This window comes from Enterobacter cloacae complex sp. P18RS (assembly GCF_014982105.1).
Taxonomy (GTDB): domain Bacteria; phylum Pseudomonadota; class Gammaproteobacteria; order Enterobacterales; family Enterobacteriaceae; genus Enterobacter; species Enterobacter hormaechei_C.
In genome coordinates this window covers 512504-525145 of record NZ_JADCKV010000006.1, presented here as the reverse complement: position 1 = coordinate 525145, position 12642 = coordinate 512504, and the positions used below count along the sequence as shown (strand labels likewise).

At 54.1% G+C, this 12642-nt stretch carries 12 protein-coding genes; 4 read left to right on the top strand and 8 right to left on the bottom strand.

Going from position 1 to position 12642, the window contains the following annotated elements:
• From sufB to INF61_RS04875, 4 genes are all read right to left on the bottom strand, one after another.
• Positions 1-1491 carry a Fe-S cluster assembly protein SufB gene (gene sufB, locus INF61_RS04890; RefSeq protein ID WP_003857739.1) on the bottom strand — a complete coding sequence of 497 codons (1491 nt, stop codon included), beginning with the start codon at positions 1489-1491 and terminating at the stop codon, positions 1-3.
• 8 nt (positions 1492-1499) lie between these two features.
• Positions 1500-1868, bottom strand: coding sequence for a Fe-S cluster assembly scaffold SufA (gene sufA, locus INF61_RS04885; protein WP_003857741.1), 369 nt, complete (start codon positions 1866-1868; stop codon positions 1500-1502).
• 321 nt (positions 1869-2189) lie between these two features.
• Positions 2190-2918: a MerR family transcriptional regulator gene (locus INF61_RS04880; protein ID WP_015570709.1), complete on the bottom strand. Its 729-nt coding sequence runs from the start codon at positions 2916-2918 to the stop codon at positions 2190-2192.
• A 188-nt stretch (positions 2919-3106) separates the two neighbouring features.
• Entirely contained in the window at positions 3107-4327 is a 1221-nt protein-coding gene (locus INF61_RS04875) for a diguanylate phosphodiesterase (protein WP_193547562.1), read from the bottom strand.
• A 339-nt stretch (positions 4328-4666) separates the two neighbouring features.
• Between INF61_RS04875 and ycgZ the strand changes: the two genes are divergently transcribed.
• The 4 genes from ycgZ to fdhF all read left to right on the top strand — a co-directional run bounded on the left by ycgZ (position 4667) and on the right by fdhF (position 7878).
• Positions 4667-4906 carry a regulatory protein YcgZ gene (gene ycgZ / locus INF61_RS04870; protein ID WP_017384632.1) on the top strand — a complete coding sequence of 80 codons (240 nt, stop codon included), beginning with the start codon at positions 4667-4669 and terminating at the stop codon, positions 4904-4906.
• Between the two features lie 4 nt (positions 4907-4910).
• Positions 4911-5231, top strand: a complete 321-nt coding sequence (locus INF61_RS04865) for a hypothetical protein (protein WP_045892962.1) — start codon at positions 4911-4913, stop codon at positions 5229-5231.
• Between the two features lie 29 nt (positions 5232-5260).
• A complete protein-coding gene (locus INF61_RS04860) occupies positions 5261-5539 on the top strand; it encodes a biofilm/acid-resistance regulator YmgB/AriR (protein ID WP_032653318.1) in 279 nt (92 codons plus the stop codon).
• A gap of 188 nt (positions 5540-5727) precedes the next feature.
• Positions 5728-7878 (top strand): formate dehydrogenase subunit alpha, encoded by a 2151-nt coding sequence (fdhF, locus tag INF61_RS04855; RefSeq protein ID WP_023303541.1) that lies wholly within the window; start codon positions 5728-5730, stop codon positions 7876-7878.
• Between the two features lie 52 nt (positions 7879-7930).
• Here the strand turns inward: fdhF and INF61_RS04850 are convergent, their stop codons facing one another.
• The 4 genes from INF61_RS04850 to INF61_RS04835 are packed head-to-tail and all read right to left on the bottom strand — an operon-like array spanning position 7931 to position 12642.
• The gene (locus tag INF61_RS04850; RefSeq protein WP_193547561.1) at positions 7931-8584 is read right to left on the bottom strand and encodes a LuxR C-terminal-related transcriptional regulator; all 654 of its coding nucleotides are present in this window, start codon (positions 8582-8584) and stop codon (positions 7931-7933) included.
• Between the two features lie 41 nt (positions 8585-8625).
• Positions 8626-9138, bottom strand: a complete 513-nt coding sequence (locus INF61_RS04845; RefSeq protein ID WP_193360789.1) for a fimbrial protein — start codon at positions 9136-9138, stop codon at positions 8626-8628.
• Between the two features lie 11 nt (positions 9139-9149).
• The gene (locus INF61_RS04840) at positions 9150-10097 is read right to left on the bottom strand and encodes a fimbrial protein (protein WP_023296361.1); all 948 of its coding nucleotides are present in this window, start codon (positions 10095-10097) and stop codon (positions 9150-9152) included.
• Position 10098: 1 nt separating this feature from the next.
• Positions 10099-12642, bottom strand: coding sequence for a fimbria/pilus outer membrane usher protein (locus tag INF61_RS04835; protein WP_193547560.1), 2544 nt, complete (start codon positions 12640-12642; stop codon positions 10099-10101).

Here is a 12642-nt window from a genome sequence, read left to right as displayed (position 1 = left end):
TTAACCGACGCTGTGTTCAAGACTAATGGCGAGGAGTTTCTGGGCTTCAACGGCAAATTCCAGCGGCAGTTCAGAGAACACGTCCTTACAGAAGCCGTTAACGATCATTGAAATCGCATCTTCTTCACTGATCCCGCGTTGCAGGCAGTAGAAAAGCTGATCTTCACCAATACGTGACGTAGTTGCCTCATGCTCAAGCTGGGCGCTGTTATTGCGGCATTCGACATACGGGAAGGTATGCGCCCCGCAGTCCGCGCCAATCAGCATGGAGTCACACTGGGTGAAGTTACGCGCGTTGGTTGCCGTCGGCATGATTTTCACCAGCCCGCGATAGCTGTTCTGGCTGTGACCGGCAGAGATCCCTTTGGAGATGATGGTCGATTTGGTGTTTTTACCGATGTGGATCATCTTGGTGCCGGTATCGGCCTGCTGATGACCGCTGGTAAGCGCCACGGAGTAAAACTCACCGATGGAGTTGTCGCCGCGCAGAATACAGCTCGGGTATTTCCAGGTAATGGCGGAGCCGGTTTCTGACTGTGTCCAGGACATTTTGCTGTTTTCGCCTTCGCACAGCGCGCGTTTGGTGACGAAGTTCAGAATACCACCGGTGTTGCCGTCGCCCGGGAACCAGTTCTGTACCGTAGAGTACTTCACTTCCGCATCTTTATGGATGATCACCTCCACCACCGCCGCGTGCAGCTGGTAGCTGTCACGCACAGGAGCGGAGCACCCTTCAATGTAGCTAACGTAGCTGCCTTCATCGGCCACCAGGATGGTGCGTTCAAACTGGCCGGTTTTTTCCGCGTTGATGCGGAAATAGGTCGAGAGCTCCATCGGGCAGCGCACGCCTTTCGGCACGTAGATAAAAGTACCGTCTGACGCCACCGCCGCATTCAGTGCCGCGAAGAAGTTATCGTTACTCGGCACCACGGTACCAATATACTTTTTCACCAGCTCGGGGTGATCGTGAATGGCTTCACCAAAGGAACAGAAAATGATCCCCTGCTCCGCCAGTTTTTCACGGTAGGTGGTTGCCACCGAGACGGAGTCAAAAATGGCGTCTACCGCCACCTCTTTGCCTTCGCGCACGGGCACGCCGAGCTGATTAAACGCCTCTTCCACCTCTTTACTAAGGAAGCTGTTCTCCGCGCCGGTTTGCTGAACGGCACCGGGTTGCGAGGCGCAGGTGTCATCACAGCTGCCGCAGGAGGGCGCAGAGTAGTAGCTATAATCCTGATAGTTCAGCTTATCGTAATGCGCTTTCAGCCAGTGGGGTTCTTCCATCTCCAGCCACGCGCGGAATGCGCTCAGGCGAAACTCCAGCATCCACTCCGGCTCGTTACGTTTCGCCGAAATGGCGCGCACGACCTCTTCGTTGATGCCTTTCGCCAGCTCATCGGTTTGCAGCTGCGTAAAGAAACCCTCTTTATAGTTGAGGTGTCCGCCGCTCCAGGTGTTTACATCACTCGTTGCTTCAGTATTACGAGACATAGTACCGCCTATACCCCAAAGCTTTCGCCGCAGCCGCATTCGTTCTGGGCTTTCGGGTTATGAAATTTGAATAACTGGTTTAAACCTTCCCGAACGTAGTCGACTTCGGTTCCATCGATAAACGGCATCGCCTGTAGCGCGACGTATAACTTTGCACCGTCGGTTTCAAAGACCAGATCGTCCTTTTCAGGTTCGGTTACGGTATCCAGCACGTAGCCAAATCCCGCGCAGCCAGTCTGCTTAACGCCTAAGCGTACGCCGAGGATGTCGGGATTTTTTGCCACCAGCTCATGAATATGCGCCGCCGCCGCGGGCGTCAGCGTTAAGCCACGCCAGGCAAAATCGGCCGGATTGAAGGTTTCTGAATGCAGTTCCATAGGTCCACCTCATCTGATAAGCCACCAGGGCATAACACCATGTTAGTGATAACGATTATCACTTCAACCCCCTACGAGCAGGGGCTTTGGGCTAAACCGCCCTTTTTGGCTACTTTCATTAAGCATAGACCCTGTGACGGGATGCGGATGGGATGGTTAGATTTGTTCAATGCATTGATAAATAATGCATTTCATAAGAAAGGCGGTAAGATGACGGGCAATGATAAAAATTGTATTGGAAATACCTATTTTTGAGATAGCTATCTTCCAATAAGAAAGCTGACTCGAAAAGACAAAAAGGCCCTGACGGACCCCTTAACATCAGTGATGGAACGAAACGGCGAAACCCTGTTCACGCCAGTGGTCGAGCTGCTCCTGTTGACGAGGCGTAGGCGCTTTACCGGTCCAGACGAAGATTTTTTGCCCGGGGAAGAGTTCAGGACGTGGAGAGTCAATCGGCTCAGCCAGCACGTCGATATGCCAGCCTTTGTAGGCAAGACGGGCCGCTTCCAGCCACAAATGCGTACGGTCGTCGCACTCCCACCCAATCAGCAGCGCATCCTTACCTGCTTTTTTTCGCGACTCACCCAGGCTTGCAACAGCAAACTCAATCAGGACACCGTCCAGCAGGCTCGCCATGTGGCGCACCGTATTCTGGTCCTGGTTCATTCGCTGACGTACAGGGGTGATGATGTTATCTATCAGAACATCCATCGCATGGTCACGGCGGAATTCGCCGATTTTGGCACGCAGTTTTGCCGGGCTGGCATAGCGCAGAACGGTTAACATCTCTTCCTGAAACGATGCCCAGTTACCCTGAGTCATCACTTCTGTATTTTCAAGAAGCGCTTTTACTTTACCGACCGAAACACCCGTTTTCATCAGGCGCTTGATCTCTTCGATACGCAGGATATCTTCATCGTCAAACTGACGATGACCCCCTTCGCTTCGCTGCGGCTTCAACAATCCATAACGGCGCTGCCAGGCACGCAGCGTAACGGGGTTGATACCGCATCGTTCGGCCACTTCGCCGATACTGTAATAGGCCATTAACTCCCTCACGCACATTACTTCCATACCTAACCAAACCAACCTTATCAGATTGTACAAATCATTTGTATAACTAACTCCTCGTTCTGAGACAAGTGAATGGCTCAATGAACCACTCACTCGTTAATGTATTGTTGTATAAATTTCGCCGTACGTACAGGTTACTCTTAACAGTTACGTACAGGTTTTTATAAATCGTACTTTTTATCAGGCCAGGCAATCGCCGGAACGCCCCCCAGACGCGGGCTGGCGAAAAGGTGTCCCTGGAACTGAGAAACCCCGGCAGATTCCAGCCACATCCACTCTTCAGCCAGCTCTACGCCTACCGCACAGAACAGAATTTCCAGAGACGCACAGCATTTAATGATCGCCTGAATAATAGCCTGACGCGGGCCGCTCTTGTGTACGTTGGCAATCAAATCACGGCTGATCTTGATTCTGTCCGGCTGGAACTGGGCCAGCAGTTGCAGACCGGCGAATCCCGCGCCAAAGTGATCGATGGCCACGCTGATCCCGGCGCTTTTAAGCTGTCTGACCGCGCTGGTGAACTCTTCAAAGCGCGAGATCGCCTCGCTCTCGGTGAACTCGACCACAATTTGCTCCGGCACAAAACCGTTCGCCTCAATTGCCGTCAGTAAAAAATCGACGGCGCCAGGAACATTGACCAGCGTCATCGGCAGCAGATTGATGGACAACGTTTGAGTCTGTAGGCCCAGCGCGCTGGCCATCGACAAAGCCACCTGCTTACTCTTCAGATCCGATTCGTACAGTGCCTCACGCGACAGGTTGGCAAAATAGCTTTCCGGCGACTCTCCGGACGGCGTGCGGATCAGGGCTTCCCAGGAAACCACCTGCTGCATAAACGGATCGACAATAGGTTGAAACGCAAAACTACAGTCCGCGCCCTTTGCCACTACCGTCGGCTGGGTGGATAACGGCGTGTTTTCGGTGACAAATTCCCAGGCGTCAGCCGGAGGCAGCTCAAAGTAGTTGGCTTTTTCAGTAGACTCAACGAAGGTGCGGAAAAATTGCAGGGCGCGATCGTTATAGGTCAGCTGATAGCGGGTTGTGCCTTTATCAAGAACCTGTTGCAGCACTTCGTCGGTATCGTACTGACGAAGGTCAAAGAGCTCCATACCCACGTTGCCAAAACGTCTTGAAGGCCCGTGATCGCTTAATAATTCGACCACGTTGTGATGCCGTGGGTCACGGCAGATGAGCTCATAGATCTCCTTAACGTTATCAGCGGGCCCTTCAAGTAACTGAAAAAAGTGTGTGCCGTTAAACAGCAAAATCCCCGTAACATCGAACTGGCGATTTCTACAATTTGCAGCAGCGATCATGTCTTCCAGCGCTTTAACTGGAACGTCCTCGCAGATATGACTGCGGTAAATGATGGTTGTGAGCATGCTAATCCTGAAGATTGAGGGGGTGACCACGAAAACACGTGGGGAGAACTCTGTTATAGCACATTAATTGCCCAACAAATAATTTACATCTCAACGATTTACACGGCTTTTTTGCGTCATTTACGGGCTTGTACAACTCTGCAACGCCGCTTCGGATTGTACAATATATCTTGTGAATCCCGCAGTAAATCGTATAAGAATAAGCACTTGATAAATAATGATTTTATAAAATATATAATAAAATCTTTAAAAAATTGTACATTTTAAATGTACAGATTTGAAAATTATGTATACCTTAAATGTAACGTTACTGATTACGAAAATTTACAGGAGCGAAACATGCAGCAGAACGGACACCTCGCAGACTCGGCAACAGCGATTGCGCAGTATTTCGAAAAAGCCGCGCTTCCAACCCAACAGGAAACATTGGGTCAGGTTGTTGTTGAAATTCTTAGCGACGGGCGAAATCTGAATCGCAAATCGCTCTGCACAAAACTGTTGAGTCGCCTTGAAAAGGCCAATGGCCCGGAAGAGGAACATCATTATCACATGCTTCTTGGCCTGCTCTTCGAACGTTAATGTCATGAACAGCAGTGATGCGGACAGACTGATCGACCAGCTTATTGGAGAAGCCGCTCTTTCACTTTTGAAGGAGCGCGGTCCCGTGACGACCGAGGGATTGGTTCAGCGTCTGCGTAACATGCAAGCATATGAAACGGATCCCCAGCGGCGGGAGACATTAGCGCGAGTGATAGCTGAAATCAGCTCTGGTACGCTCGCTTTTAAAGGTCGCAGAACCGCACAAGGACGAATACAGAGAGAGGGATCTCTCAAAAATAACCGAGACAATGTAGTGCCGTTATTTGGAAATGGAAAACCGTCCGATCCTAAAAAGATACATTGACTACAACTTTACAGCTACGGTGAGAACAAATGAGACAAAATATTCAGCTTCAACCCGAATACCACTCGGCCTTTTTAGATAGCGCGTTGTCGGAGTATTTCCGTCACGCAGGCGATCGCTTTGCTGAAGAGTCTGCCATTTTTTCGACTGCGGTTCGTTGTGTTCTCGCTTCCGAAGGTCATTTGACCAACAAAGCGATCATTCTCTGGCTAATCCAGGCGCTGGAATCCACCGACGATGTCGTTAAGGCGGATGTGATCCGCAAGACGCTGGAAATTGTCGTCGGTTACACCATGGACGATCTTTAACGCCTCCCCCATCCCTACGGATAGCGTGTCATCGTCAATTCTGACGAACAGACTGACGATGACACACCCTCTCTCCTTTAACGCCCTGTTAATCAAGAACGCTGAATGTGGCATGGATCCTGCTTAGTCCGCTAAGGGACTGGGCTTTCCAGTAAACATTGCTTCATTTCTTAACAGGTCTGTTATTGATGAAAAAAATCGCCAGCGTCTGCCCCTACTGCGGTGCAGGCTGCAAACTAAACCTCGTCGTTAAAAATAACCGGATTATCCGTGCCGAAGCCGCTGATGGCGTAACCAATCAGGGCACGCTTTGCCTGAAAGGGTTCTACGGCTGGGACTTTCTTAACGACACACGGCTGCTTACCCCCCGTCTGACGCAGCCCATGATCCGCTACAGCAAAGGCGAGGCCTTTACCCCTGTTACCTGGGAAGAGGCCATTCGCTATACCGCTCACAGGCTTAAAAGCATCAAAGAACAGTATGGCCCTCGGTCCATTATGACCACGGGTTCCTCACGGGGAACGGGCAATGAGACCAACTATGTGATGCAAAAATTTGCCCGTGCGGTGCTGAATACTAACAACGTCGACTGCTGCGCCCGCGTCTGTCACGGTCCGTCCGTTGCCGGTTTACAGGAGACCCTCGGCAACGGCGCCATGAGCAATTCCATTAATGATATTGAAAACTCAAAATGCCTGCTGGTATTCGGCTATAACTGCGCCGACTCTCACCCCATCGTCGCCCGACGCGTGCTTAAAGCACGTGAAAATGGCGCTAAAATCATCGTCTGCGATCCGCGTCATATTGAAACGGCACGCATTGCCGATCTTCATCTTCAGCTAAAAAATGGCAGTAACATGGCGCTGGTCAATGCCTTTGGCTATGTCCTGCTGGAAGAGGAACTGTACGACAAAAACTACGTTGCCCGCTTTACCGAAGGGCTTGAGGCGTACCGGCTGACGGTAAAAGATTACGCACCCGAGCAGGTTGAACATCTGACGGGGATCCGCGCGCGGGATGTTCGTCAGGCAATGCGCATGTTCGCAGCGGCGCCTTCAGCAACGGTGATGTGGGGGATGGGCGTCACGCAGTTTGGTCAGGCGGTCGATGTGGTGAAAGGTCTCTCCAGCCTGGCGCTGCTGACCGGCAACCTGGGCCGCCCTGCCGTCGGCGTGGGTCCGGTTCGCGGGCAAAATAACGTTCAGGGTGCCTGCGATATGGGCGTTCTGCCCAATATGTTCCCCGGCTACCAGGACGTCACTGACCCGGCGGTCAGACTGAAATTTGCCGATGCGTGGAAAATCAATGTCAACCGGATGGACGATCGCGTCGGGACGCGTATCACCGAAGTGCCACATCTCGCGCTGGAAGGAAAGATTAAAGCGTATTACATCATGGGGGAAGATCCGCTTCAGACAGAAGCCGATCTGGGACTGGTCCGCCGCGGCTTTGAGGCGCTCGATTTTGTGGTGGTTCAGGACATCTTTATGACCAAAACGGCAGAGGTGGCTGACGTGCTGCTCCCTGCCACCTCATGGGGAGAACACGCCGGCGTGTTCACCTGTGCCGATCGCGGCTTCCAGCGTTTCGGCAAAGCCATTGAGGCCAGCGGCAACGTGAAGCGCGACTGGGAGATCATCAGCCTGCTGGCCACGGAGATGGGCTATCCCATGCATTACGAGGATAACCAGCAGATCTGGGACGAAATGCGCGAGCTGTGCCCCCTCTTCTACGGCGTGACCTACGAAAAAATGGGCGAGATGGGCCATGTGCAGTGGCCTTGCCCATCCCTCGATCATCCCGGCACCCCCTACCTGTACAAGGATAATCAGTTCGACACCCCTACTGGCAAAGGACAGCTATTTGCCGCCCCCTGGCGCGCCCCGGCGGAGACACCGGATGCGGATTACCCGCTGGTACTGTGCACGGTGCGCGAAGTGGGTCACTACTCCTGTCGCTCAATGACCGGGAACTGCGCGGCGCTGCAAAGCCTGGCCGACGAGCCGGGCCGGGTGCAAATGAACCCGGCCGATGCGGATGAACGGGGGATTGCCGAAGGCCAGCTGGTCTGGGTGCGTTCACGCCGGGGTAAAGTGATCACCCGCGCCAGCATCAGCGAGCGCATCAATGCGGGAGCAATCTATATGACCTACCAGTGGTGGATTGGCGCCTGTAATGAGCTGACGCAGGATAATCTCGACCCGATCTCCAGAACGCCGGAAACGAAATATTGCGCCGTGCAGCTGGAGGCGATCGAGGACCAGCGCTGGGCGGAGGATTTTGCGGCTTCCGCGTACCAGACCATGAAGACGCGGTTGATCGCTGCGGTTAACGTTTAAATGCATTGCCGGGTGGCGGCTATCGCTGCCCGGCCCGCTATCCGCTGCCGTTTTACGTTATCTGTTGTGCATAATTATTTTCCAGGTAATCGCGAAGCAGGTTCGGACGGCTCTTTTTCTCCATCAGCCTTCTCAACAGTACGATCAGCTCGTAATCGCTTCGCAGATTAAATTTCTGCATCATCATATATTTATGGGTAAAGACCGTTTTTTCGCTCATCTGCAACGCGTTTGCGGTCTGCACCACCGACAGCCCCCGGTAAAAATTGACCATAATACGAATCTGTTGCCGGGATAACCCTTTATGCTGGCAGTCGAAACAGGTCTTTTTATTCAACGTGTAACCTGGTAATTGCGTTGCGAACCACGCAATAAACAGAACGCCGCTTATACGATCAAGCGACGCCCGGCGCGGGAGAAAAATGATGTCCTGAAAGCAGGAAGGCAGCGCCGAAAAGCGCAGCTCATCGTCAACGAGACCTATCACAATGCCTTTTTGCCGGGCCAGTAACTCCGGAAAACAGGTCAGCGTTTCCCCCTGACATAATGAAAGAACAATAATATCGGCCTGGCTGACGTTTTCATTGGTCAGCGCCAGGTGAAATGTAATGGAGCGATGAAAGTTATGCTTAAAAAAATCGTCGAAAAAGCTCTGTAGACCAGCCTGAAAAAACAGATCCGTTTCCTGAATCAAAATATTTAACATAGTTCACACCAACGTCTTTAAAAAAGGCTTATCACCGGCATTCAGTTGTACTGCATCGTCATTACCACAACCGCGCTGATGCTTCCCGGCGTGGCGCCGCCCGTCATGGATTTTACCGTGGCCAGCATAGCCAATGTCGCGGTTCTGTCCGCGGCAATGGTCTGGGTCATACTGGTGCCTGTTCCTTTAAGCGCGCCGGTTAGGGCATCGCGCATGGCTATCGCCACATGCGTGGCCGAACCGCTGTTCATAAAATAGTCCGCACCCGCCTCGGGATCGGGGCTGCCGGTGAAAGCGACGGTCACACTCTGCGTTCCCGTTGGGCACTGGGTAAACAGCAGACTGAAAGGCACCGGATCCGATGTTGAGCCCGGCGTCGCCATATTGGTTGCCTGAATATTGCCCAGGTTGACATCAAGGCTGTTACTGCCGCCATTAAATATGCACGGCGACGCAACGATATTTCCCGTCACACCGATGTTGACGCTATCAGCGGAGCATACCTTCCCGCTGAGTAAGGCAAGTAAAAGCAGTGTCCTGCATCTTATTTTCATCTTCTTACCTGCTACTGGTAGGTCAAATTAAGGGTGGCGGAGGCATTCGCTGAACCTGACTCCACGCGGGTTAACGTCTGGTAATACCGGGCCGTTAATGGCAACGTCTCTTGCCCCCCGGCAGACTGCCGCAAGAATAGTCGGCTGTTCATCACCAGCGGTGCACCGTTATAGATAAGCTGCACCCCCACCCCTTTCGCAGTGCCGGCATTTCCCTGCCCGGTTAAGGCCATCACGCTGGTATTGGCGCTGTCCGGGTTCTGTATTCCACTGAGCGAGACCGTAATATTGGTTCCGGCGGCGCAGGTCAGGCCCAGGTTTTGCGTGTTCTGTGCTCCCGCGGGCGTGGTGCCCACCGTGGAGCCGAACGCCGAGGCGGGAATATCCCCTATCGGAAACGTCAGCTGGGCCGTATTCACCGTGCACGCCAGCGCATTGATGGTGCCGGAGGTGAGCTGCGTGGTCAGACCGTCACGGTAGAGGCCATCGCTTCCCTGAAGCGTCACGACACCGATCGTCCCGGGGGTTAATGCCCCCGATGAGACCGGCCCCGTCACCACCAGCTCAATCCTCCCGCCGTACCAGTCCACATAGGAGGTCTGCGCATTGTACGAGAACGTATTGCTCGGGTTTTCAAAATAGCCGTTGGAAGAAAAGCGTATCCCTATCCCGCTGACGTTCGTGTTGTAAACATGGTTGCCGTAGCTGCTCAACGTGGCGCCGTTGTAGCGCAGGCTAAATCCCAGCATCAGCGGATTAGTACACCCGGTAAGATAGGAGCCTGTGGCTGACGCCGCGCCAGAAAATACCACCGTGCCGACAGGCGCATCGCGCTGCACGTTGATCGTCCCCACGGACAGGGTGGAAAGCTGCGGGGTGATGGTGGTGCAGGTACCGGCACGAGCCATATTTGCCGCCGCGAGCAAACAGAGCAGCAGCATCGCGTTAAGACATTTCATGTTAGCGTTCCTGACGGCAGGTGGCGCGCATATCAGCGATCCCACCGTACGTTGAGTGATTCGGCAGCGTGAAATCAGCGCGGCATCGCTGACTGGATTGACTTCCCCATGTAGCGACTAACGTTCCCTGCTCGCGCATCCCGGTTAAATAGACCTGACCGCGATCGCCGACAATAAAACTGCCGCTGTCATCACCCACAAGGGTGACCACCGCCCCAAACGGAACGGCGCGGTCGTTGTCGGTCAAGGTCATCAGCACCCGGCGACCTGACTTCGGCAGATAATCGGCTCTCACCACCGCTCCCCGCGTCGGCGTCACCGTGCGGGTGTTGATCTCCAGCTCGACATCGTCCGGCATCGTTTCCGGGTCGAGGGTGAGATCGTTTTTCCGGTAGACAGAAAGGTTGCTCACGACCGTATATCCGCGAAAATCTGTCCGTACACCGGGCTGATTGCGGATATCCACGTCGTGGGCGCCAGGGGCTTTGATTAAGACGCTGGTCTCCCCCAGCGGCTGGGAAAGCGTGATGCCATCAGCATGGGCGAGAATGCCGCCTTGCAGCCCGTAATTCAGGCGTTCACTGTTTTTGTCATAACCATAACCTGCCGTGACTTCGCCATAGGCGGCTTTGTAGTCCGCGTTAACATTGCCGGTATAGCCCACGCCCTCTGTGCCGTATCCCTGCTGTACGTTCCAGCTCAGGGCACGGTTCTCGAGCGCTACCCCGTTCAGGCCGACGTTATGCGTCGTCCCGTTATTCCCGCTGGCGTTCATGCCATAGTTAGCCCATGTCTGCGGCAAAAATTTATCCAGCGGAATGCTGACGTTGAACGCCAGAAGCTGGTCGTGGTTAGCGTTTTTTTGTCTGTCGCGGGTTTCTGACGCTGAGCGGACATTTTTGCTGTAGGTCCATGTCAGGCCATAGCTGATGTTGTGCCAGTAGTTGCTATAGCCGACGCTCCACGAAGCCATCGACTTACCGTCATTCCAGTAATCTTCCCGCGCCGCAGTGAGGGTAAGCGCGCCCAGGTTGTCCCCCAGCGTCTGGCTCATCGTCAGCTCGGCACGGTTACGTCGCCTGTCCTGAAGCGCGCTGCTGTCGCCGTACGAATCGAGGACGTCCTGCATGCCGTAATAGCCGCGGGTCGAGTAGCGATACCCGGCAATCGAAAAGTTGGTCCCGGTATTGATAAAATTCTTGCTGTATCGGGCCCGCCACGACTGACCGTTTGTTTTCGCGGCATGCTCCGGCGTTGACCAGCCCTGAGTGACGTCTGCGGATATCGCCCCGAGATCGCCCATATTCTTGCCCACCCCCAGAGCCGCCGACTGGTACTTATCTGCCCCCTGGACGCCGCCATAGAGCGTAATACCGTGAGGGAGGCCGTAAATTCCGGTCAATTGCCCGAAGGGGGTTTTCTCCACGCTACGGTTATACGAGCGATACTGCCCGGCGGTAAGGGCATATTTCAGGCGCCCCTCCCGTTGCAGGACCGGCAGCGAAGCATACGGCAGGGTGAAATGTTGCTCCCTACCATCAGCTTCGACGATCGTGACATCAAGATCGCCCGCGCCGCCGGTGGGATACATATCCGCGATCTCAAACGCGCCCGGCGCCACATAGCTTTGGTAGATTTGATAGCCATTCTGACGCACCACGACCTGCGCGTTAGTTCGCGCAATACCGCGCACCACCGGCGCATAGCCTTTCAGGGAATCCGGCAGCATATCGTCGTCAGACGCCAGCTGGACGCCGCGAAACGGCATGCTGTCAAAGACATCGGCAGGCGCGGAACTGTCTCCGAGCGTAAGCTGGGCTTGCAGGGGATTAATCGCGCGCTGCATCCAGGTATAAACGTTGTCCCACTTATCCTGGCCGGACGCATCGCGGGACCAGGTGGTGTAGTTGCGTAACCGCCAGGGACCGACGTTGATCCCCGGCCGCAGGTTTGCATACTGGCTGTCGCTGCGGGTGCCTGCCCCGCTTCTTGCCCGGCTGTTTGCCCCGCTCAGGCTGTAGTTGAGCATGGCCGCGGTAATGCCTTCATCCCACATATCCGGCGGAACGTAACCTCTCGCTGGCAGGTCTATAGCCGCCTGTGGAATGCTAATCGCCAGACGCTGGGCGCCAAACTGGAAATCCGCGCTGGCCTGTGGGATCGCCCTGAGATCGGCGCATTCACCTTCCCCGGCGGCGAGCTGCGGGAAAAGGGCCGTTTTCACGCCCCACGCTTTTAACTGCCCGATACTCAGGCACGGCTGCAACGTTTCACTGCCGTTAGCATCCTTCACTGCCATAAAACGAATATCTCGCGTTTCCAGCAGCCGATCGTCAAGAATAATATCAACGTGGTAAGTCCCGGGCGCCTGCGAGCCGGATTCAAAGGCAGATAAATCCGCTTTTCCCATTCCGGGATTATCCAGCTCTACCAGTTCCGTATTAAACGTCTCACTGGCATACAGTGTGGGAGAGACACCAGCAAGCGCGAGGGCAATAAATATTGCCAGGCGCGCAGGCTGCATTGTATTCAATGCCGTTGTCAT

What these genes read in the sequence shown, in the direction of transcription:
- INF61_RS04845 (WP_193360789.1), bottom strand. Translation starts at nt 9,138, where the DNA reads ATGAAAATAAGATGCAGGACACTGCTTTTACTTGCCTTACTCAGCGGG.
- fdhF (WP_023303541.1), top strand. Translation starts at nt 5,728, where the DNA reads ATGAAAAAAATCGCCAGCGTCTGCCCCTACTGCGGTGCAGGCTGCAAA.
- INF61_RS04850 (WP_193547561.1), bottom strand. Translation starts at nt 8,584, where the DNA reads ATGTTAAATATTTTGATTCAGGAAACGGATCTGTTTTTTCAGGCTGGT.
- INF61_RS04875 (WP_193547562.1), bottom strand. Translation starts at nt 4,327, where the DNA reads ATGCTCACAACCATCATTTACCGCAGTCATATCTGCGAGGACGTTCCA.
- INF61_RS04840 (WP_023296361.1), bottom strand. Translation starts at nt 10,097, where the DNA reads ATGAAATGTCTTAACGCGATGCTGCTGCTCTGTTTGCTCGCGGCGGCA.
- INF61_RS04860 (WP_032653318.1), top strand. Translation starts at nt 5,261, where the DNA reads ATGAGACAAAATATTCAGCTTCAACCCGAATACCACTCGGCCTTTTTA.
- INF61_RS04835 (WP_193547560.1), bottom strand. Translation starts at nt 12,642, where the DNA reads ATGACAACGGCATTGAATACAATGCAGCCTGCGCGCCTGGCAATATTT.
- INF61_RS04865 (WP_045892962.1), top strand. Translation starts at nt 4,911, where the DNA reads ATGAACAGCAGTGATGCGGACAGACTGATCGACCAGCTTATTGGAGAA.
- sufB (WP_003857739.1), bottom strand. Translation starts at nt 1,491, where the DNA reads ATGTCTCGTAATACTGAAGCAACGAGTGATGTAAACACCTGGAGCGGC.
- sufA (WP_003857741.1), bottom strand. Translation starts at nt 1,868, where the DNA reads ATGGAACTGCATTCAGAAACCTTCAATCCGGCCGATTTTGCCTGGCGT.
- INF61_RS04880 (WP_015570709.1), bottom strand. Translation starts at nt 2,918, where the DNA reads ATGGCCTATTACAGTATCGGCGAAGTGGCCGAACGATGCGGTATCAAC.
- ycgZ (WP_017384632.1), top strand. Translation starts at nt 4,667, where the DNA reads ATGCAGCAGAACGGACACCTCGCAGACTCGGCAACAGCGATTGCGCAG.